The sequence below is a fragment of the Streptomyces sp. NPDC017056 genome (assembly GCF_044332485.1).
Taxonomy (GTDB): domain Bacteria; phylum Actinomycetota; class Actinomycetes; order Streptomycetales; family Streptomycetaceae; genus Streptomyces.
In genome coordinates this window covers 486171-507296 of sequence record NZ_JBIRPD010000001.1, presented here as the reverse complement: position 1 = coordinate 507296, position 21126 = coordinate 486171, and the positions used below count along the sequence as shown (strand labels likewise).

Genomic DNA, 21126 nt, shown 5'->3' with positions numbered 1-21126 from the left:
CCGGCCCGGGTCATGCCTCCCAGCTCGGCTCAGGTGTTACTCGTACCCCAGTCGTCGTCATTGCCGCCGCGCTGCTCGCGCAGCGAGCGGATGCGCTCGGCCACCGGGCCCGGCATCCGGTCGCCGACCTTCGCCGACACCGTGTCGAACGCCTTGGCCGCCACCTCGCGGCCGCCGAGCGCGGCGGACTCCGCGGTGTTGCGGACCGCCGGGTTCTGCGCGATCCGCCGGGCACCCTTGCGGAGCTGCTCGTACCGCTCCCGGCCCGCCTTGGTACCGAGCACGTATCCGATGGCCAGTCCCGTGATGAACGTCAGCCGGTAGCGCATCGTCGCTCCACCTCTCCCTCTCGTTCGGTCTCGCTCGCGCGCTGTGCAGGGCCCGCGTACAGGGGTGCGCGTACAGGAGTGCGCGTGCACGGGCCCGCCGGTCCGTGCTGCCCGCGTACCCACGGACCAGAAGATCATCCGGGACCCGCGCCGGCATACCGATTGGCGGAGCACCCCCCTGCTTGCGCTAATGTATGTGCAGCAGCGAGCGCACGCCGACCGGAGCCCCCGGATCGGAGTGCATTCGAGGCACACAGAGCATTCCCCTGTAGCTCAATTGGCAGAGCAGCCGGCTGTTAACCGGCAGGTTACTGGTTCGAGTCCAGTCGGGGGAGCTCGGTCCCCTGTAGCTCAATTGGCAGAGCATTCGGCTGTTAACCGGAGGGTTACTGGTTCGAGTCCAGTCGGGGGAGCAGGACGGAAGAGGACCCCCACGGGGGTCCTTTTTCCTGTGCGGTGGAACCGAACACCCGGTGATCCAAGTCCTCTTGGACGAGCATGGCGGCCCATCGGGGACCCACCCGCGCAACAGATCGTATGAGCGGCTATGCTGCGGCAGACGGCGCGCACAAATGTGCGCGGCGCGCCGTTTCGGGGCGGTAGCTCAGCCGGTTAGAGCAGCGGACTCATAATCCGTCGGCCGTGGGTTCGAGTCCCACCCGCCCCACCACTGCACTGCTGTGCAGAAACGATGTGACCTGCGGAAACGTGGTTGAAGAGGTCGTTTGCGTGAGGCGTTTGCCTCGGCGCGGTAAGGCAAACGCAGGCTCGCGCGGCCTGGCCGAGGTTCCGGGGCCCTGGTGACCTGGGGTTTCGGGGCGGCGCCGGGGTGGAAGTAGTAGCCAATCCCCCCACGGCCGCAGCAGAAGGCCCCCCATCCCTTCCCCCCTCGCTCACCCCCACCTGCACCGAGCGCCTCTCGCCGCCATCAAAGCTCCGCAGGCGCGGGGACCACGCCTTCGCCGCGTTGGCCTTCGCCCGCTCCTCGGAAACAGCCCCGCACGCGCGGGGACCACGACGCGGTCCCGGTCATCGCGGACCCGGCGAAGGGAACAGCCCCGCACGCGCGGGGACCACTGGAAGCGCTACCGGGGCGGCACAGCGGGCCAGGGAACAGCCCCGCACGCGCGGGGACCACCCACCGGCCTCCAGCATCCGGTTTACGGTCCGGGGAACAGCCCCGCACGCGCGGGGACCACGTTCCTGGGTGCCGTGTCCCCATGCTTCCAAAGGGAACAGCCCCGCACGCGCGGGGGCCACAGGTCGTGACCAGCGGGTTTGTCAGGCGAGGTAAGGCTTTTTACTTACTTCCAGGGATTCCGGCATAACGGGCATCTGTTCGGGCGTCAGTGGGCTGCTCCGTTTAAGCGGGGTGAGGGCTGGGGTGGTCACCGGCGGCCGTATTTGCGGCGTTGGGCGGCTTTGCTCCAGTTTTGTTTGGGTGGCTGGGGTGGGCGCCCTGCTTCCGGTGGGGTGGCTCGGGGGGCTGGTCGGTGCAGGAGGGTGAGTCCTTCGTGGTCGGTGGGGTGCCAGGCGTGGTGGTGGGTGCGGAAGGTGAAGCCTTGTTCGGTGTCGGTCTGGTGGACGAGGAGGGCGCGGCCTTTGTCCGAGTACTGGCGGACTTCGTCCCACAGGAGATCGCGGATGCGGGCGCTGGGGGAGCCGAGGAAGACGCCGGGGGAGATTTCCAGGAGCCAGCGGGTGAGGAAGCCGCGCAGACCGGCGGGGCAGTTGGCGAGGATGATGACGGTCACCACAGCACCTCGTCGCTGTAGTTGCGGCCGCTTTCCAAGTGGGTGTCGCCGTCCGATTGCAGGGTCACACGGTCCTGGTGGTCGGAGGTGTCGTCGTGGTGGAGGAGGGTTTTGATGTCGTTGACGCAGCGGTCGAGGAGGCCGGTGTCGGTGATGCGGTTGCGCAGGGCCCGGCGGGTGCGGGAGGCCACGTCGTCGAGGCCGTCGGCGGCGGCGTCGAAGGCGGCGGGGATGGCGATGTCGGTCTTGTAGAGGTCGGCGATGTCCAGGACGAAGGAGCGTTCGTGGCCGGAGTGCACGAAGCCCAGGGCGGGGGAGCAGCCCAGGGCGGTGACGACGGCGTGGGCGATGCCGTACATGCATTGTGCGGCGGCGGTGACGGCCTGGTTGGGGGCGTCGCCGGCGGCGAAGTTGTCGCGGTGGTAGTCGCGGCGGATCCAGGGGACGCCGGTGCGGGCGGATTCGCGGCGGTAGCAGTCTTTGAGGCGGCGGCCTTCCATGGACAGCAGGTCCTGGCGGGTGCGCCCTGCGGGGTCTTCGTCGGGGAAGCGCAGGCGGTACATGGCGCGGGCCACCTCCAGCCGGGTGCGACGGTTGGCCCAGGCAGTGGCTTGGGTTTCGGCCAGGGCCGAGGAGCGGGTCAGGGCGCGGCCGCCGGCGTAGAAGCGGACGCCGTGCTCGCCGACCCAGACCACGCCGGCGCCGCATTCGCCGAGGACGGACATGGCCTGGTGGGTGATGCGGGTGCCGGGGCCCAGCAGGAGGGTGCCGATGGTGGCGGCGGGGATGTGGGTGGTGCCGTCGGTGTCGGTGGCGGTGATGGCGTTGTCGTCGCGGTGCACGGTGCACCGCTCCAGGTAGATGAAGGAGAGCCGGTCGCCGACCCGGGCCAGCTGGCGTGGGGTGGAGGCGCTGCGGCGGCTGACGGTGCTCATCGGCCGCCTGCCGCGGCCAGCGTCATCAGGCCGCAGCCGTACGCCTTGGACTTGCCCAGGCCGTGGGTGAGGGTGCGGCGGAAGGCGACGAGATCGGTGATGCGCAGCCGGCCGTCGAAGGTGACCCGGGTCAAGCGGACGTCCTGCCCGGCCTGTTTGGCCGGGGGGCGTCGGAACTGCAGCGGCTGCTGGTCGCGCACGATCAGCTCGTAGGCGTCGCCGTGCTCGGTCAGTTGGCGGTCGGCGGGCTTGGGCACTATTTCGAAGCCTGCCTTCTCCTGGCGCTGGAGCAGCCACTGCATTTGGTGGCGGGGGGTGACGTGGGCGGCGCGCTTGGTGCGCGCGCCTGGGGCGTCCTGAGGCTGGCGGATGTGGTGGACGGGGTTGGCGGTCAGCCGGAAGCCCCAGGTGTCCCCGTCTGCCAGGGCGTCGAGGAACTCGCCGTAGGCGAAGGTGGTCCAGCCGGGGGTTTCCAGGGTGGGCCAGCCGGCTTGTTCGACGAGGTGGGTCAGGTCCGGGCGGGTGGGGCTGACGATGAACAGGGTGGTCTCCGCCGGGGAGGTGCGGTCGACGCGCCACAGGATGCGCGGGCCCTGGCCATCCTGGGGCGGACGGTCGGGGAAGGCCATGTTGACGGCGCCGTGCATCAGGTGGGGTGAGCCGAGCAGCCGGCGGGCCTCGGTGCGGCCCGTGTTGACGCGAAAGCGGGTCAGGTACATCAGGTGGTCCTCGAAGGCGGGGTGGTCGTCGGCGTCCCGAGGGGGAGGGGGGTAAGTCCGGCGGTCGGATCATGAGCCGGAGGCGTGGTGCGGTGCACGGCGGTGGCCTGGGTGCTGCGGATGCCGCGCAGCGCGTAGCGGCGGTGGTGGGGGTCGTAGCTGACGGGCGTGTCCCGCAGGGAGAAGTCGGGCACGTCTCCGGGCGGGCAGTCGACGAGCACGTCCAGGACTTCCGGCCCGGCCGTGGTGTCGCGTTCGGCTGTGCGCTGGAGCTGCCGCACGTACCAGTCCGATGCCTGCCATTCGGCGCGGTGCAGGGCCTCTTCCAGGGGGGTGTCCCGCGGCGGGCCCATGTCGAGCCGCTGGGACGGGGGGCAGGAGCGGCGGCCGAGGTAGGGCAGATAGCGGGGGCACAGCAGCGCTTCATAGAGCTGGTGCAGTAGCTGGGGGTCGCCTTCGAGTCCGGCGACGAAGACGGCGTCGGCCAGGTAGAAGCGTTCGGACAGTGGCATGGCCTTGCCGGAGTCGGCGTGGTGGGCGGTGTGGAAGTCGCGCAGCCGGGAGCCGGGCTGGTCGATGCGTACGCCGAAGCGCAGCGCGGCCAGGTCGGAGAGGTCCGCCTGGCGCGGGCGGCCCTGGGCCGCGGCGAGCAGGCCGAGCACGCCGCTTTTCGTCGGGGCGTTTTCGGTGCTGCGGCGCGCGAAGCGGGCCGCGGAGCCCCAGGCTTGCAGCGGGCCGGCGAGCCGCAGGAGCAGCACGCTCATACGCCGGTCTCCAGACGCCTGGCGACGGCGGCCTCCACGTCCTTGACCAGTTCCGCCAGCGTGACACTGGTGCCCAGGTCCTTGAGGGCCTGGGTTTCCCCGCCCACCCGCAGGACCCAGCTCCGCTCGCCGTCCGGCACGCCGAACGCCTTCTCCAGCTGCGGCACATAGCTTCCCAGGCGCTCGCACGCCTCCTCCAGGAAGCCGCCGTTCGCGCCCTGCGAGACCGGCTGTTCGAAGGCGCCGACGAAGCTGACGGGGCGGCGGGTGCGGAGCTTGACGATCACGGCGGACGGCAAGGTGTGGTTGCCGAACGTGTTGATCTTCCCGGTGGGAAGGGAGGTGATGAACCCTTCGAGGAAGGCACCCACCGCCTTCTGCGCGGGAGTCGACGGTGCCTCGTCCGTGCGGAGTCCGGTGCCCAGGGTGCGGTGCAGCTCGTCGACGTCGACGGCGGCGTAGCGGTAGAGGGTGGCGGAGTTGAAGTCGATGGAGCCGATCATCCCGGCGCCCATCTCGGATTCCTTGTTCTTGTCGTCGACCGCGGTGTAGTAGTCGGATTCGATCTCGGACTTGTGCACGCTGATCGCGTGGGCGACCTGGGTGGCGGCCTCCACGTTCAGGTCGGTGGAGTCGGCGACCATCCGGCCGAACAGCGCGATGTCCACCGAGTGCCGGGTGTCGACCGCCTGCTGGGCCGCAGCCTTGTTCTCCTTCTTCTTCAGCGCCGCCTGGAAGCTCTTGAGGCCGTCGCCGGTGTCCAGTTCGACGGCCAGGGCGGCCAGCGCGTCGAGCTGGCAAGTGCTGAGGAACATCAGGTACGAGGATTCCGGCGCCGCGCCGTTCGCCTCCTGCGCCTCGGCTTGGTCGTCCTTCGCCTTGCGCTTGGGCACTTCGATCTTGGAGCCGGTCGCCGTCCGCAGCATCTCGGCGGCCAGGTCGACGGCGTGGGCCGGATCCATCGCCAGAGCAAGAGCAGTGATCCGCTCAGCCAGCACCTCGGCGACCTTCTTGGTGCGCACGCCCAGTTCCGAGGGGGGCAGCAGATCGTTGAAGGCTTTGCGGGTGGCCCGCTTCCACGCCTGGCTGGAGACCCGTGCCCGCCGTACCCCGCCGTACAGCGCGGATTTGGGGGTTCCAGTGTCGTCGCGGTTGAGGTTGCTCGGCGGGACGGTCTGGAGGATGTGGATGTCGAGAATCGTGCGGCTCATCGAGGTCTTCCGTTCTGGCGCTGGTAAGTGGGACGGGTACGGGCTTCCGCGGCGAGACGTGGGCCTTGTGCTGGAGGTGGCGGTGCTGGTGCCGGAGGGGCATGGCGACGCCGATGCATCGGGCGCTCCACTCCGGTGGCTCAGAGGCCGGGGTCGGGCTCGTCGGTCTCGGGGGGAGGTGGTGTGTCTTCGGCGCTGTCCTCGCCTTCGCCGCCCGGCGGGGCCTGCCGGCTGTAGGACAGGTACAGCTCCCGCCCCCAGGTGCGGCGGACACTCGCCCGCAGATCCTCGTTCTGCCAGCGGCACAACTGATCGGCAAGCCGGGCGTAGTCGAGCGGGATACGTGCGGTGCGCAGCAGCAGTACCACTTCGCGAAGGCGCACGGCGAGCATGTCGAACGAGGACGAGGTGCCGATGCGGACGAAGCGCTTGCGCAGCGTCTCGTTGAGTTCATCATCCAGACGAGGAGCGGAACGGGCTTGCTTGCGGCCCGGTTCCGGCTCGCCGTCAGCGGTGGGGCCGGCTTCCCCACTGCCTCGGGCCAGGGCGCGAACCGCACGTCCCAGGCTCCAGCCGGGCTCGTACATGGCCGCATCCCGTACGGACTGCTGATGCAGCGCCCACAACGTGACCGCCACATGAACGGCGTCTTCCTCGGCCCGCGTGCTCATCTCACGCGTACGGCGTTGGGCCGGGTCAAGCAGCTCCAGCGGTGCTTCGCTGCCTGCCGGGTCGGTCCCGTTCGCTTCCCGCAGCTTTTCCCAGACCCGTGCGAGGTCCTCCAGCCCGTCGATGCCCCAGATGTCCGGGGTCTCGTGCACGGTCCGGCCGGCGGCCCGCCGCAGCCGCGCCAGGATCGCGACCGCCGACGGGACGTCCTGGCGGTAGAGCTGCTGAAGCCGTCCGATGCAGCGAGCCGTGGCCACCTCTGGGGCGCTCCGTTGGTAGGTACCTCGGTCCGTGCGCTTGGAACTTTCCGTTCGACGGTCTGTGGGTGGGTGCGGGCCGGTGGTCATAAGGCGGGCTCCGTCTGGTCGTCGCGGCGCACGGGTGCAGATGCCGGCACCGGCGCTGCGGTGGGGTCGGTTACGGGTGACGAGGCGAGGGGGCCTGTGGCCTGCGCACTGCCCGGCCGCACCACTGCGTCGGGCAGGACCTTGTTCAACCGGCGGCGGAACCAGGTCTCCGCGACGGCGTCATTGACCCAGGTCGGGCCGTACCCGGGAAGCTCGGTGACGCGGCCCTCCGATGCGGCCGGGCCCGCGGAATTGAGCAGGTCCCGGCCGAGCCGGAGGATGCGGCGGCGCACAGTGGCTTGCCACTCCTTGCGGGCCTCCTGCGGGTCGGAGTACGCGGCCAACGTGGCCAGCCACTGCCGGTAGGGGCCGTCCAGCGTTCCGAAGCCGAGGTCGCGGGCGGTCTGCGTGGCGGGTGCCGCGTCGGTCCCGGCGGCGCGCGCCAGGTTCCCGGCCAGGTGGCCCAGGGCGCGTACGGCTTCGTCGGCGTCGGCGACGGCGTCGACCGCCGCGGTACGAAACGCCCCGTGCTCCTGGTGCAGGAGCACCGCGGGCAGGACCACCGAGTCGTCCACGATCTCGTCCACGACGGACTGCTGCGTGCCGTACACGGCGCCGATGAGCCGCAACCGGATCAGCGCCCGCGGATCGAGGACGCCCTCGGTGGTGAGCATCGAAGACCAGCGCACCACTCCGGACGGCAGCGATACAGGCACACCTCGCCCGCTGTCGTCCGTGGCGGCGCGGCGGGCGCGCAGCAGGCTGCCCAGGCCCCGCCAGGCCGTCCGGCTCGGATCGTGCTGCTGCGGCATGTAGACCAGCGGGCGGCCCTGCTTCTTCTCCTGCGCCGGGCTGCGCCGCCATCCCGACATGGGCTCCAGCTTCCACGGCGCGGACATCACCAGCGGATCGCCATAGCCCAGGACCACTCCCGTGATGGCGCCGTCCTCGGCGTGCAGCCGGATACGGCGGGATTGCCAGGTGTACAGATCCCGCAGCCCGTCCGGCCGGCTGAGATCCGAGGCCGTCCCGCGCGGCCCCGGACCGAACGGCTGCTCCCGCCGCCACGCCGGCCGGTCTTCACCGCCCATGCCCGCGTGGTCCGCCATCTCGACGATGCCCTCGTCGAGGGCGATGAGGTTCAACAGCAGTGTCTCGTGGAGGTTCGCCCCCTCGGCGAAGATCCCGCCCAGGGTGCCGGCCGACCCCACCCCCAGGGGGTAGACCTTGCCGGCCTTGGCCCGGCCGTCCCCGGCCATGGCGGACTTGATACCGGAAGTGTCGTAAGCGTGTGCGTGCACCAGCCACCGGGATGCCTCGGCGTACGAGAGCCGGTCCACGCCCGGGCGGCGCATGGCGAAGAACGGATCACCGTTGGGGACGTCGGCGACCAGCCGGTTCAGCGAGGCGATCTCATCCTTCTCCGTACGCAGTCCACTGACCTGAAAGAACGGCTGCTCGGGGTGCAGAAGGTCGAAGCGATCACCGTATCGGCGAAGGTAGTCCAGGACCGGGGCGAAGGGATCATCGGCCTGCCACAGCTCCTCCCAGCGCTCCAGATCTGCCGGACCGTCGAGGGCGTCGTGCACCACAGCGAGCAGCAGTCGCAGCAGCGCCAGCTCCTGTGTGGGCACGTCCCCGACCAGCCGACGCAGCTCGCGGGTCTGCGCGAAGAGGTCGTGCAGTGACAGCTCCTCGGTGCTGCCGTCCAGGCGCTGTACCGGCAGCCACGGGCGGGTGACCAGGTCGAAGGACGGCGGGGCCGTAGCGTCGGCCTGAGCGGTGCGGGACATCAGTGAGCCCGCCTCCTCTGCGCGCTTCCGCGTGCTCGAAGTATCGGCTGACGCCGCCTGGCCAGAGGCCCCCTCGGGTACGGCCACTGGCGCCGGTCCCGACATAGGGCTCGTAACCTCGCTGTCCGCTGCTCGCCCACGATCTCCTCCGTCCCCAGACGGGGCCTCTCCCTCATCCGGGCCCGGCACGCGCGCGGGTTCGGTCGAGGGCAGCACCCGCAGCCCGTCGTCCTTGCTGTAGCTGAGAACGAAGCCTGACAGACGGGTCTGACAATCCTCATCGAGAACGAGGAACAACTCCCCCGCCAGCCACGGGCATTCCTTCACCTGCCAGGCATCCACCCGGAAGCGCTCCAGCTCCTCGATGGTCCGGTCGATCACCCAGGGTTTACAGAACTGCCAGGGCAACGTGATCGCACTCGCCGCGGCGGCCTCGGCGGCGCGCCGGCTCGGCAGAAAATCGGTGGGCAGATCCAAACCGCCCCGCCCGCCGTCCAGCCACGGCACGGTGACCAGTCGGCCGTCCCGCAGCCGCTGGACGACCAGAACCTCCAGGCTCTCCGGGCTGTCGCGCACCTGCGCACGCCCCGCCCGGCTGTCGTCCGCGTCCCCGGCGTTGGCCTCCAGCCAGCCGATCACCGGCCGCCCCGCCCGCCGCACCGGCCCCAGAAGGAAGTTGCCGGCCGCTTCGCGTTTCTTCTCGAGGAGTTGAATATGTTCTGCGCGGGCCTCAGCCAGTTTCCCGGCCCACTCCGGAGGACCGGCCTCGGTGCTCCCGTACACCTCTTGGACCAACGGGCTGATGTGGTCCGGTAACACCAGCGGGGAACCCTCCAGGTGCGGATCCAGGGCCGCCAGCGTGCGCAGCAGGAGATGTTCGCCGTAGATGTACGTCGAGCCCTTGACCGGCTGCGGCGGTACGGACGACCAAGCGGCCACTCCGGTCACCAGACACTGCGCCTGCGCCAGGCGCGGTGGCCGAACACGCGGATGACGGTGCAGACGCCCCATACGCTGCAACAACAGGTCGACGGGAGCGAGATCGGTCACCAGCAGGTCGAAATCCACATCCAGCGACTGCTCGACAACCTGGCTGGCCACCACCACGTGCGGCCCCGCCGGCCGGTCCCCGCCGGGCCCGAACCGCTCCCGCAGTTCCGTGTCCTTGGCGGCCCGGTCGGCAGCCAAAAACCGTGAGTGCGCCACGGTCACCGCGCCGTCCCCGAACCGCTCCCGCAGCACATCGGCCGCCTCCAGCACCCGATCAACGGTATTGCGCACCACCAACGCACAGCCGCCGTCCGCCAACTCCTCCGCCAGGCGATCGGCCAGCACGACAGCATCGTCCTCCAGCCGCCCCAGGGACACGTCCGTACGGCGACCAGAGGCCGCCGCGGGACGCGCCACTTGGAGCGGGGCGCCGGGTGCGACCGCGGTGATCAGCGGGTAGGCATCATCGGGCACCGATTCCGGCCCCGACCCGTCTGCGTCCACCGGAGCCCCCGCGTACGCGGCGGCCAGCGCCCGCCTACGATCCGCCGGCAAGGTGGCCGAAAGCAACACGACCGGCACCCGGTAGGCGGCGAGCCATTCCAAAACACGGTCGAGATAGCGGCTCATATACGCGTCGTAGGCGTGGACTTCATCAATAATGACGACCTTGCCCGCCACCGCCAGATGCCGCAGCGCCAAGTGCCGGCTCTTCAGCCCCGCGAACAGCACCTGATCAACGGTGCCCACCGCGAAAGAGGCCAGCAGCGCCTTCTTACGGCCACGCAGCCACCGATGAGCATGCAGCCCAGCGGGTTCGATGCGCTCGGCAGCATGCTCCGTACCGACCCGGTCGGGCCCGTCCAGCTCGACGGCGGCAATCGCCCGCCGCTCTCTGCGCATCATGCCCGCCCACACGTCGTTGAGCGCGGCCTTGGCATGCGCCAGAACGACAGACCGGGGGCCGTCCAGCGGCAGCCTATCCAGCCACGCCAGCAGACGCGGGAACATGGCATCCCCCGTGGCCCGGGTGGGCAACGCCACCAGGCAACCGCCCGCCCCGGTCCGCGCCGCCAGAATCTCCGCGGCGGCGAAGGCGGCCTCCGTCTTACCCTCACCCATCGGCGCCTCGATGATCAGCAACCCCGCCGCCGACATCGACCGCGCCATCCGCACCGCTTCCTCCTGAACGGGCCTGATGCGCGCACCCTCGGGCAGAGCGAACCGCTGCGCGAACAGTGCTTCCGCAGCCTGCTCCGGTACCTGCGGCGTCCAGGGGCCCGGAAGATCCAGGCCCTGCCACGCGGCCCTCAGCCGGCGTGCCTCGCCGACCGGACCGGCTGGCTGCCAGGACAACGGATCGTAGGGGAAGAGCTCAGGCGCGCTGGCAACCCAGTCGGCGAGAATGACGACAGCTGTCAATACCACCTGGACCGGCTGAGGTAACCGGACCGAACGCCACGCGGTGAGGCGCTCCATTACGTTGGCCGCTTCGGCGCACGCGTCCATCAACTCGTACTGAATTCGGCGCCATTCGGCCTCACTCGGCCCGGGGTGTCGCAACAAGTGCGGGCGCAACTGCAGTTCGTGTATCTGCTGATGCTCGGGGGGTGTCCCATGATGACCGCCCGCCACGACCGCGAATTGCCCGGATGTGCGGACGGGCATTCCGAATCGCTCGGCCATCCATTCCTGCAGCAACAACTGGCCCGCCAGGCCGTGAGGCGCCAGCCGCCGATCCTGCCCGTACTCCATGGCGGAATGCATGTCGAGCCCGGCAGCGCGCATGGCATCAGCGAGAGGTTCCACCTGACAGGCGAAAGCGGGCGTGCTCTTGCCAATGTCATGGGCGCTAGCGAGAAAGATGACGAGTCGCCGTGCGTCCCTCTCCCCATCGGGAAGCGCCTCGGACACCAGACGCTTGATGTTGTCCGCCAGCCACGTGTCCCACAACTTCCCGGCGACTGCACCGGAATCGGCCATGTGCCTCCAGAGCGGGAGCCATCCATCGGTCGCTCGATCATGCTTGGCCCAGGCTGTACGGGCGGCAGGAGATGAGCGCGCCAACTCGGCACCTATTGACGGGTAATTCGTGTCCAACGGCGGCGTCGGCACAGCTAAGCCCTTCTGCGGTACAACAAAGAGGCTGGGCGTCGGCTGCGGCAGGCCCGAGCACCCTGCGGGTACGAGTGGGCGGTGTGCCCGGCGGCGGTGAAGCGATGCCGGACACACCCCGGTTAGGCAGGAGAAGCGACCAGCTACGACTGCACCAACATCACGATCACGATGAGGATGACCACTGCGCCCCAAGCCCATGGGGCGACTGGTGAAGGCGCGACGGGGCAGGCTGCAAGGAATGCCACGAGCACGCCTTGCCAGGTGAGAGATGGTTCCGAGGTCTTGGTGGAACAGCTTTTCATGCGTAGCCTCTCAATGTCTCGAAGGTCGATCAAGCCGTTGGGACGAGCCGAGCCCGGCTACCTCGTTGCCGCGAGGTGGATCAGCGGGCTCGGCTTCTGCGCTGAGGCGCTCGGAGCGTAGCCCTGCGCTGAGTGGGGGGACGCTACCATTCTGCGAGGGTCTGCGGGGCAAGTCGCGTGTTCCCGCGCCCAGTTGTAGCTGATGCTTCTCAGTTGCCCACACGCTGATCGTGGCCCGGGAGGGCATGCATCCTTGCAGGTCTGCTGCTTTTCCCGTCGTTCCGATGGCGTTGCTGGTGTGATGTTCGCGGTGGTCACGACAAGCATCGATGCGCTGATTGCTTCAGTTCGTCTGTAGACGAGAGGCGGAGGTCGTGTCATGCCAATGGAGGGCTGCTCTCAAGGGGGCCTGTGTTGCCACGTTGAGTCCGTAAGTGGCGCGAGACATGGTTCGCTGGTGTGCACTTCGGGTTGTCACGGTTACCGCGGGCACGGCGGGAAGGCGCCGCGGACATCCAGCGGACGGCCGGCGATCGGGACTCGTGGTCTCCGCGCACACGCGGGGACCACTTCTTGAGGCCGATCAAGTCCGACCTCGTCGAGCCACCCCGCGCACGCGGGACTCACGGTGAGTACAGCAGTCTGCGCGACGGGTACCAGAGACCACCCCCGTACAACACGGGCACCACCCGGTGAATCCCTCGTTGTCGAGCGGGGCGAGAGGGCCCCCGGCACACGCGGGGACCACGTCATCGCCCGGGGCGGGGCGCTGGCACTGGAGGAGCTACCCCCCCCCGCACACGCGGGGACCACGACCGGAAGAACGACGGCGCTGACGTCACCCAAGGACCACCCCCGCACGCGCAGGGACCACGTTGTGGCCGCCGGTCACGCCTTCACCTGGTGGACAACAGCCCCGCATACGCGGGGAGCACGACTGAGCAGGGTTGGTAGCGAGCGCTTCTCAGGGGTCAGCCCCGCACACGCGGGGACCACACTCCGGGTCCGACTTTACCGGCGCACGAACGGGAAATGGCCCCGCATGCGCGGGGTCCATGATGGCGCCTTCGGTCTGTTCCTTCTGCCGCAGGGAGCAGCCCCGCACGCGCGGGGACCACACAGCACCTCTCCGCCCGAGGTGTACCGCAAGGGGGGCACCCCCGCACGCGCGGGGACCACACGGCATCGAGCGCTTCGCTTTGGCGGAGAACGGGATCACCCCCGCACGCGCGGGGACCACGGCGGTGCGGCATGAGGTCCCCGATCGCCGCCGGGAACAGCCCCGCATGCGCGGGGACCACAGGAGCTGTTCTAGCCATTCACCGTGCTGGGTGCTGGTTTTACTCACTTCCATAGAAACCGTCATACCGGACGGACTGTGCTCTTTGTGAGGCCTAGAGGAGGACCTCGACGTTCTGTCCGGCACCGCTTCCGCCAGCTCCTACCCCTGCCTCAACACCGTCTCTGGACAGCACACCGGCTGGCATCGTCGCACCTGGTCACGCCCGGCTGCACGGCCACCGCTAAGGGCCTGCCTCGTGCGCCTGGGGACCACTTGAGGTCGGCCAGGGCCTTCTTGCGCGCGTGGGAAACAGCCCCCGCACCCGCGGGGACCACCGCGGCAGCCTTTGATCGCGTGATGTGTGAGTGCTACCAGCCTCGTTGGAGCGGAGAGCACGGTACGGTCAAGGGGGCCTGACCCATGAGCTCTGGTTCACCGCTGCTCGACCGGAGAGCGCCCTTCGGGACTCGCGGCATCAGGAGGGCTTGCGGTGGTGAGAAGGGTGTTGGTGCATAGGTGCAACTCACCGGCCCTGCTTGCCGTGGTGCTGTCTGCCAGCCGTCGTGGACGAAGCTGAGAGCCGTACGCGGGAGCCGGTTGCCGGCGGGCTGATCTATGGATGTTCGCTGTTCACGTCGGTTCACCCACTGCAGTCAGGGGGCGAGGGGTGCGGTCGTTGGCGGGCTGATGGTGCGGGGCGGGCACGTCGGACGGCAGCGTCCGTGGTGTGGGGTGCGGTGAGGATGCTGTTGGCGGGGATGGTGCGGCCGGCGAGGGTGACGCCACTGGCGATGCGGCAGTGGGGGCCGATGGCGATGCCGGGGCCGAGGCTGATGTTGTTGCCGGTCTGGCAGTGGTCGCCGAGGATGCCGCCGAAGCGTGGGGTGCCGCAGCGGTAGAGGCCGTCCGGCACGCGGAAGGTGATTTCGCGGTCGGGGTGGCGCAGATCGTTGTTCCACAGGCTGATGGCGGCGATGGTGAGGGTGGCGGAGAGGTGGGCGTCCGCGCCGACGAGGGTGCGGTTGATGCCGATGCGGTGGCCTAGGACGGCGCGTTCGCCGAGGAAGCAGCGGGTGACCTCGCAGTTGAAGCCCACCTGGGCGCCCGCGCACAGCACGCTGGCGTCGCGGACGGTGGAGAACTCGTACACCCGCACGTACGGGCCGATGATGACGTCGTCGCCGATGATCGCGGACGGGTGAATCTGCGCGGTGGGGTGGATGCGGTCGCGCACGTCGGTCAGGGCCTGGCGGTGCAGGCCAGACCAGTGCCGGAGGAACTCCGCCAGGTCGGCCTTCTCCAGTTCTCCGTAGGGTTCGCGGCCGAGGTGGCCGGTGTGCGGCGCGCTGAGGTAGTCGCCGAGGATGAGCTGAGGCATCAGTCCTCCATCAGTGAGGCGAAGCTGGTGTCGGGTGGGGCCGGTTAGCATCGCGGGCAACCGGCCAGCAGAACGGAGTACATCGATGCGTCACCCCCGTATCGGCGTCGCCGTCTTGACCATGGGCAACCGCCCGGCTGAGCTGCGGGCGCTGCTCGACTCGGTCGCCAAGCAGGACACGGCCGCGCAGCGGGTGGTGGTCGTCGCCAACGGCGCGCCGCTGCCGGAGCTGCCGGAGTGGGTGACCGGCGTGGAGCTGGACGAGAACCTGGGCGTCTCCGGCGGACGTAACGTCGCGCTGCGCACGCTGCGCGAGTTCGGCGATGTGGATGTGCTGGTCGACCTGGACGACGACGGGCTGCTGATCGCCGCGGACGTCTTCGCCCACATCGCCGAGCTGCACGCGGCGGACGAGCGGCTGGGGATCGTCAGTTTCCGGATCGCGGACGAGACCGGCTTCACCCAGCGCCGCCACGTCCCGCGGCTGCGGGCGGGGGATCCGCTGCGCGGCGGGGAGGTCACCACCTTCCTCGGGGGTGGGCACAGCCTGTCGATGCGGATGCTGGAGGAGATCGGGGGCTGGCCGGAGGCGTTCTTTTTCGCCCATGAGGAGACGGATCTGGCGTGGCGGGCGCTGGATGCCGGCTGGCGCATCGTCTACGAGCCGCAGCTGGTGCTCCAGCATCCGCGGACCTCACCGACCCGGCACGCGGTCTTCTACCGGATGGTGGCCCGCAACCGGGTCTGGCTGGCCAAACGCCACCTGCCCGCCCTCCTCGTCCCCGCCTACCTGGGGGTGTGGACGGGGCTGACGCTGGCGCGGACCCGGTCGCTGGGCGGTCTGCGAGCGTGGTTCGGCGGGTTCGCCGAAGGCGTGCGCACTCCCTGCCCACCCCGGCGGCCGATGCGATGGCGCACAGTGTGGCGCATGACCCGCCTCGGGCGTCCGCCGGTCATCTAGGCTCCCACCGGGTGGTCGTCCGGGCTCGGCCACTGCTCGGGCACGGCCTGGGGATGCGTGCCCAGCCACCGTGCGTACCGCTGTACGCCGTCGGCGAGCGATACGGTCGGGCGCCACTCCAGGACGTTGGTCATCCGGTGGGTGCTGGCGTAGCCGCCGAGCGGGTCGCCGGGTGGCATGGGCGTTTCCAGGAAGGTGGTGGCCGGGTAGTGCTCGCGCACCAGCTCGGCTACTTTCCGCACGCTGGTGGGGATGCCGGTGCCGACGTTGACCGTCTCCTGGTGCGCGCGTGGAGCGACCAGGGCCCGGACGGTGGCGGTCGCCGCGTCGTCGACGTGGGTCAGGTCGCGGATCTGGTGGCCTCCGCCGTTGAGGTGCAGCGGCAGGCCGCGGGCGGCCCGGGCGGTGAAGTGGGCCACCACCCATGAGTGGCTGCCGGGCTTCACCACCTGCGGCTCGCCGTAAATGCTGAAGTACCGCACCACCGCGTACGACACTCCGGCCGGGCGCAGCACGAGGTCGGTCTGGGTCTCCGCCCACGCCTTGGTGTTGGCGTACACCGACAGCGGGCGCAGCGGCGCCTGCTCGTGGAAGCGCGGCGGGGTACGACCGTAGACGGCTTCGAGGAGTTCGCGCACGGTGCGCAGCTCGGGGCAGGGGGAGGACCAGTCGTCGGGGCTGCCGTTGCCGTAGACGCTGGCCGAGGACGTGAGCACGAAGCGGCGGATGCGGTCGCCGGCGGCCGCCGCGTCCAGCAGGACCTGGGTGCCGGTGATGTTGGTGCGCAGCGCCGCCATCGGCTCGCGGGTGCAGGCGGCCACGTCGGCCAAGGCAGCGGCGTGGACGATGTAGTCCGAGCGGCGCACCAGATGCCGCACCAGTTCGGCGTCCTGTACGTCCCCAGTGATCACGTCGGGGCTGGCCGGATCGATACCGAAGAGGTCGCGGTAGACGGGGCGGGGGTAGGCGTCGAGGGTGCACAGGGACAGCGGGCGGGCGCCCAGGGCGCGCAGCAGGCCGGTGATGCGGCTGCCGATCAGCCCGGCCCCGCCGGTCACCAAAACGGTACGGTCGGCGAGCTGGGTCCTGAGGTCGAAGCTGGCGAGCACGGTTCCTCCTCGGTCGAATGCGTGCGGCTGTGCCTCAGCCACCGGACAGCAGTTCCGCCCGCTTGGCGGCGGCGCGCCGGCCGATGGCCTGCTCGGCCTGGAGCGCGAACAGCTCGACTTGACCCGGATCCAGAAGCAGAGCGGTCTGCGCGGTGCTGCCGTCGCAGAAGTGCACCGTGACCGGAAGCTCGATCTCACCCCGGTCGTGGCGGTAGGACAGGTCACGACCCGCAGCCGGGACGACGTGCGAGACCGCCCCCGCCGACCGCTCTGGAACAACGGAGACTCCAACGCCACCGCTGACGGCCGCCGCGCGGTCACTTGGGGGGCCGGGAGTGGTCGTCACGGACATCTCCTTCACCGGAAGTGGACTCGGCCGACCGCCGCAGCTGTGGCACGCGGCGGCGCGACGTCGGCACTGGACGTGCAGTTCAGTCAAGAGGCGGGTAGACCGCCGGAGGAGGGGCCCGGGCGTAGTCCCGCGTAGGCCCGCGTAGGTCAGGAAGGGGCTCCGATGCCGAAGAACCAGGTCATCGCGCAGCTCATCCGGAACGCGTGCGCCGAGCGCGGGTGGGGACCGACCGACCTGGCCCGCGCTGCAGGCCAGGCCGAGAGCGGCGACTCGGGGCGGGTCGAGCGCCAGTACGCGCGCCGCTGGCTCACGGGGGAGCGCACCCCCGCATACTGGTGGCCCTACCTCGCCCAAGTGTTAGATCTGGATGTTCACGCGATCGACGTGCCGGACACACAACCCCCAACGGGCGCCGGCCCCGATACCGTGGCCTCAGCCCTGGAGTTGGGAAGGAGCGACGTGGACCGCCGGAACTTCGTCACCGCGTCCAGCGGATACGTCCTCGCCGCCCTCGGCCTGCCCGACCCGGACAACATCACCCGCCGCACCAAGAACCCGCCCGCCGGCGCGGTACACGTCGGTAAGGGCGAGGTCGCCGCCGTCCAGCGCATGGTCATCTCGCTCGGCGACTCCGCCGCCGAACTCGGCGGCGGCCACGCCCGCCACCTCGCCGTGCGCTACCTCACCGACGACGTCGCCCCCTGGCTCAACGGCTCCTACACCGAAGCCACCGGCCGTGCCCTGTTCGCCGCCGCATCCCAGCTCATGCACCTGGCCGGATGGATGGCCCAAGACGAAGGCAGCACCCCCGAACTGCGGGGCCTGGCCCAGGGCTACTACGCACACGCCTTCCGCCTCGCCGCCGAAGCCGGCGACCCCGAACTGTCGGCCACCGCCCTGCGCGGCCTGGCCGTCCAGTGCGTCGACCTCGGCTTCAAGGCCGAAGCCGTCCAGCTCGGCGAAGCCTGCGTCGAACACGGCAAAAACCTCGACAACGCCCGCGCCATCGCCTACTACGAAGCCACCCTCGCCACCGCCGCAGCCCAGGACGACGACCGGCACCTGGCCACCAAACACCTCGCCGCCTCCGAAACAGCCATCGGCCGCCCGGCCGCCGCCACCCCCGGCGACTCCTGGGCGGCCCACTACTCACCCGGCCGCTGGGCCCACGAATCCGGCATGATCCTCTCCCGCCTCGGCGACCTGCCCGCCGCCGAAGAACACCTCCACCTCGCCCTCGAGATCCACGGCCTCGACCGCCGCCGCACCCGCGCCATCGTCCACGCCGACCTCGCCGGCGTACGCCTACGCCGAGGCAACCTCGACGGAGCCCTCGCCTCCTGGAGCACGTTCATTGACTGCGCTGACGGCATCCGCTCAGTCAAGGTCCAGGCCGCGCTGCACGACATGCGCGTACGGCTGCGGCGCTTTGCGGGAGTGAGCGAAGCACAGCAACTCCGGCAGACAGCTGCCCGTCTCCTGACCTGAACGGTCCACCCCTGCTCGCGCAGAGAATGCGCCTCAGAGCCGCTCCACGTAAGTCGGAAACGGTTCACCTCTGCGTGTGCGGGGAGCGCCGCGGCGGTAGGTGGCCCGCAAAGCGCCGGGATCAGCCCCGCACGCGCGGGGACCACGACTGCATGAGGGGGCGCGGGAGCACCTGGTAGGGATCAGCCCCGCACCCGCGGGGACCACCCCAGTCCCTCTCACCAGCTCGGTTTCTCGGAGGGACCACTCCCGCACGCGCGGGGACCACCATCGGGCGATCGAGCGGTGTCCGGGCGCAATGGGACCACCCCCGCACGCGCGGGGACCACCTTCCAGCAGGTCGTCGAAGGACCGCTGTCGCTGGACCACCCCCGCACGCGCGGGGACCACGGCACGAAGCGCCCGATGGGGCTTTGCGTGACGGGACCACCCCCGCACGCGCGGGGACTACCTGCGGGTCGAATACGCCCATGGCGGCCGTCCGGGACCACCCCCGCACGCGCGGGGACTACACCGTGCGGGCTCCTTAGCTGGTGGAGAAGCGGGGACCACCCCCGCACGCGCGGGGACTACAGGTCGCGACCAGCAGATTCATCTGGTGGGGCGGGGTTTCTTGCTCACTTTCGAGAACTCCGACATCTCGTCCTACTGAGGGCGTTCGAGGCGGAAGGTTAGTGACCTGATCACGCTACTACCTGCATGCGGTGGACTTGCGTCTTTGACGTCCTCGGCCTCTTGCGAGGGGGAGGCGAAAGGGGCTGAAGGCTTGGGGGGCGAGGCGAGGTGTGGTGCGGTCCGCTGCGCGTGTGGGCTGTGTGATTGGGCGGTCCGGAGCCGGTTTCGCGCCGCAGAATCTTGCTCGGCGGTGTCGGCGAGGCTCAGCGAAATGTCCTGACCACAGGGTGCCGCCTATCGGACCTTTGGCGCCATTACGGCCCCGCCTGCTCCGCCCACCACCAGCCCGCCCAGCACGCGTACGACGCGCTGTCCAGGGTCTTCGGCCCGGTGGGTGGGTGGTGTTCTCCATGTTCGTTCGCCGCCTTGGTGGTGTGTCCGCGCGAAGTGAGGTGCAGCATGCGCGGCGGCATCGGGTGCGAAGGTGTGTCTCCCGGCGGAGGGCGTTAGTCGGGTGTTAGTGGGGCGGCAGGCTGGCGATAAGGGGGGTGGGCAGGGTGGGTGGCGTACCGAGGAGACATCGCCACCGACTGTTCCAGGGGGAACCGAAATGAGCTCCAGCGTCACTGTTCGCACCACCCGTCGCCGTACCCTTCGGGTCGCCGCCGCGGCCCTGGTCGCTGCTGCCGGCCTGACGCTGACGGCCTGCTCCGGGTCGGACGCCGCCGGCGGTACGAAGGCCGCGGCCCAGACGGATACGCGTGTGGCCTCCGCCGGGGAGCAGGGCGCCGAGCCCCAGGCGGGCCCCGCGGCCAAGGCCGATGCCAAGGCGGGCGCTGCGGGTAAGCAGTCGGGCGGGTCGCATGCCGGTACGGCCAAGGGGGCGTCGCCGGTCCGTACGCAGCCGCTTCCGGACGGCAGCAAGGCCGAGGTCTACAAGCTCGGTGATCTGCACTACCGCGCCAAGATCGTCAACAAGGGTTCGGTACTGGCCACGTTCGAGGCGAACCAGCGTGACGCCGGGCTCGACGCCAACGACATGTTCGTCGTGCTCACGATGGGCGGCGAGGTCCACTCCTGGATGGGTGGCGGGCACCAGGGGCCGGGTACGTTCAAGCTCGCGGGCGGGTGGACGGCGAAGGTCACGAAGCTTGGCGAACTGCGGTACCGCGCGCAGATCCTCGGCCGGGAGGGCGCGGTGTACGGCACGGTCGAGACGAACGGGCACGACGCCGGGCTCGACGCCAACGGCGTGTACATCGTGCTCAGCAGCGGCGGTGTGATCAGCGCCCACCAGTGACCGCGCGCTGCGGCGGAGCCGCCATCGGCATCGGCTGCTCCGCCGCGGCGGGCTCGGCTCCCGCGGTCGGCTCACACCGGCTCACACCGGCTTACACCGGCTTACACCGGCTTACGTTGGCTCACATCGGTTTACGTCGGTTTACGCCCGCTTAAGCTCGCTTGCACCCGCTTACGTATGGCCGGCCAGTTGTAGCATTTCGACTCTTCCGTTGCCTCCTCCGTCGTCCAGGACCAGGAAGGTGGCGCGCGAGCCCTGGCTCAGGCGGATCTGGAACTGATCGCCCTGCAGCCTCTTGTAGTTGGTGTCTCCGGCCCTCGCGGCCGCCTGGGCGGGGTGGAGACCCTCGCTCTGGATCGCGTTCTGGAAGATGTCGAACTTTTCTTGTTCGGAATTAGTGAGCTGGCCGACGACTTCCATGCGACTTTTGTCGAACGTCCAAGGCATGGCTGGCGCCTATTCTGTCGTCACAGTGATGTCTTCGAGGGTCAGGTTTTTGACAGCCAGTTCGACGCCGCCGAACGAGCGCTCGAACTCATTTCGCCCCACCCTGAGCGCGTTGACCTCGGTGGCGGAACCGCCGGCTGTCATCTCGAAGTTTCCGTCGGCCTTGCAGTCGACGATCACCTTGGTCTGCCTGCCGAAGGCCCAGGTGGGGATGTGTGCCTGCACCTCCTGCGGAGCCAGGCGAAAAGGACCGGCCATGAGTG

At 69.8% G+C, this 21126-nt stretch carries 16 protein-coding genes, 3 tRNA genes and 1 CRISPR repeat array; of the genes, 6 read left to right on the top strand and 13 right to left on the bottom strand.

What is annotated here, in order from left to right; translation table 11 throughout:
• Nucleotides 1-29 precede the first annotated feature (29 nt).
• The gene (locus ACH4OW_RS02360) at nt 30-329 is read right to left on the bottom strand and encodes a YtxH domain-containing protein (protein WP_360122059.1); all 300 of its coding nucleotides are present in this window, start codon (nt 327-329) and stop codon (nt 30-32) included.
• 262 nt (nt 330-591) lie between these two features.
• Between ACH4OW_RS02360 and ACH4OW_RS02355 the strand changes: the two genes are divergently transcribed.
• The 3 genes from ACH4OW_RS02355 (at nt 592) to ACH4OW_RS02345 (ending at nt 999) form a co-directional block, all read left to right on the top strand.
• Nucleotides 592-664 (top strand) — tRNA-Asn (locus ACH4OW_RS02355).
• Between the two features lie 5 nt (nt 665-669).
• Nucleotides 670-742 (top strand) — tRNA-Asn (locus ACH4OW_RS02350).
• 180 nt (nt 743-922) lie between these two features.
• A tRNA-Ile gene (locus tag ACH4OW_RS02345) sits at nt 923-999 on the top strand.
• A gap of 256 nt (nt 1000-1255) precedes the next feature.
• Nucleotides 1256-1589: direct repeats of the CRISPR family, unit length 29 nt; unit sequence GGGAACAGCCCCGCACGCGCGGGGACCAC.
• A gap of 128 nt (nt 1590-1717) precedes the next feature.
• On the opposite strand, the gene cas2e is transcribed toward ACH4OW_RS02345, so the two are convergent.
• From cas2e to ACH4OW_RS02305, 8 genes are all read right to left on the bottom strand, one after another.
• Nucleotides 1718-2083 (bottom strand): type I-E CRISPR-associated endoribonuclease Cas2e, encoded by a 366-nt coding sequence (gene cas2e / locus ACH4OW_RS02340; RefSeq protein ID WP_398024275.1) that lies wholly within the window; start codon nt 2081-2083, stop codon nt 1718-1720.
• Nucleotides 2080-3018 carry a type I-E CRISPR-associated endonuclease Cas1e gene (gene cas1e, locus ACH4OW_RS02335; protein WP_398024273.1) on the bottom strand — a complete coding sequence of 313 codons (939 nt, stop codon included), beginning with the start codon at nt 3016-3018 and terminating at the stop codon, nt 2080-2082. Before cas1e ends, cas2e begins: the two co-directional genes overlap by 4 nt.
• Nucleotides 3015-3737, bottom strand: coding sequence for a type I-E CRISPR-associated protein Cas6/Cse3/CasE (cas6e, locus tag ACH4OW_RS02330; protein WP_398024271.1), 723 nt, complete (start codon nt 3735-3737; stop codon nt 3015-3017). Before cas6e ends, cas1e begins: the two co-directional genes overlap by 4 nt.
• Nucleotides 3737-4501, bottom strand: a complete 765-nt coding sequence (cas5e, locus tag ACH4OW_RS02325; RefSeq protein ID WP_398024269.1) for a type I-E CRISPR-associated protein Cas5/CasD — start codon at nt 4499-4501, stop codon at nt 3737-3739. Before cas5e ends, cas6e begins: the two co-directional genes overlap by 1 nt.
• A complete protein-coding gene (cas7e, locus tag ACH4OW_RS02320) occupies nt 4498-5712 on the bottom strand; it encodes a type I-E CRISPR-associated protein Cas7/Cse4/CasC (protein ID WP_398024267.1) in 1215 nt (404 codons plus the stop codon). The genes cas5e and cas7e overlap by 4 nt, the downstream gene beginning before the upstream one ends.
• 140 nt (nt 5713-5852) lie before the next feature.
• Nucleotides 5853-6638 (bottom strand): type I-E CRISPR-associated protein Cse2/CasB, encoded by a 786-nt coding sequence (casB, locus tag ACH4OW_RS02315; protein WP_398024264.1) that lies wholly within the window; start codon nt 6636-6638, stop codon nt 5853-5855.
• 86 nt (nt 6639-6724) lie between these two features.
• Nucleotides 6725-11578 (bottom strand): type I-E CRISPR-associated protein Cse1/CasA, encoded by a 4854-nt coding sequence (casA, locus tag ACH4OW_RS02310; protein ID WP_398024456.1) that lies wholly within the window; start codon nt 11576-11578, stop codon nt 6725-6727.
• 2275 nt (nt 11579-13853) lie between these two features.
• Complete coding sequence (locus tag ACH4OW_RS02305; protein WP_398024262.1) at nt 13854-14591, bottom strand: transferase; 738 nt, start codon at nt 14589-14591, stop codon at nt 13854-13856.
• 85 nt (nt 14592-14676) lie between these two features.
• On the opposite strand from ACH4OW_RS02305, the gene ACH4OW_RS02300 reads away from it, so the two are divergent.
• Complete coding sequence (locus tag ACH4OW_RS02300; protein WP_398024260.1) at nt 14677-15552, top strand: glycosyltransferase family 2 protein; 876 nt, start codon at nt 14677-14679, stop codon at nt 15550-15552.
• Here ACH4OW_RS02300 and ACH4OW_RS02295 read toward each other — a convergent pair.
• Together ACH4OW_RS02295 and ACH4OW_RS02290 are read right to left on the bottom strand one after the other, a co-directional pair.
• Nucleotides 15549-16661: an NAD-dependent epimerase/dehydratase family protein gene (locus tag ACH4OW_RS02295; protein ID WP_398024258.1), complete on the bottom strand. Its 1113-nt coding sequence runs from the start codon at nt 16659-16661 to the stop codon at nt 15549-15551. The two genes, ACH4OW_RS02300 and ACH4OW_RS02295, sit on opposite strands and share 4 nt — an antisense overlap.
• A 34-nt stretch (nt 16662-16695) precedes the next feature.
• The gene (locus tag ACH4OW_RS02290) at nt 16696-17007 is read right to left on the bottom strand and encodes a hypothetical protein (RefSeq protein ID WP_398024255.1); all 312 of its coding nucleotides are present in this window, start codon (nt 17005-17007) and stop codon (nt 16696-16698) included.
• 168 nt (nt 17008-17175) lie between these two features.
• Here ACH4OW_RS02290 and ACH4OW_RS02285 point away from each other — a divergent pair, with 168 nt between their 5' ends.
• A complete protein-coding gene (locus ACH4OW_RS02285) occupies nt 17176-18501 on the top strand; it encodes a tetratricopeptide repeat protein (protein WP_398024253.1) in 1326 nt (441 codons plus the stop codon).
• Between the two features lie 1225 nt (nt 18502-19726).
• Nucleotides 19727-20416 (top strand): hypothetical protein, encoded by a 690-nt coding sequence (locus ACH4OW_RS02280; RefSeq protein ID WP_398024251.1) that lies wholly within the window; start codon nt 19727-19729, stop codon nt 20414-20416.
• A 171-nt stretch (nt 20417-20587) separates the two neighbouring features.
• On the opposite strand, the gene ACH4OW_RS02275 is transcribed toward ACH4OW_RS02280, so the two are convergent.
• Both ACH4OW_RS02275 and ACH4OW_RS02270 read right to left on the bottom strand, forming a co-directional pair.
• Nucleotides 20588-20836, bottom strand: coding sequence for a hypothetical protein (locus ACH4OW_RS02275; RefSeq protein ID WP_360122053.1), 249 nt, complete (start codon nt 20834-20836; stop codon nt 20588-20590).
• 36 nt (nt 20837-20872) lie between these two features.
• The gene (locus ACH4OW_RS02270; RefSeq protein ID WP_030609187.1) at nt 20873-21121 is read right to left on the bottom strand and encodes a hypothetical protein; all 249 of its coding nucleotides are present in this window, start codon (nt 21119-21121) and stop codon (nt 20873-20875) included.
• Nucleotides 21122-21126 lie beyond the last annotated feature (5 nt).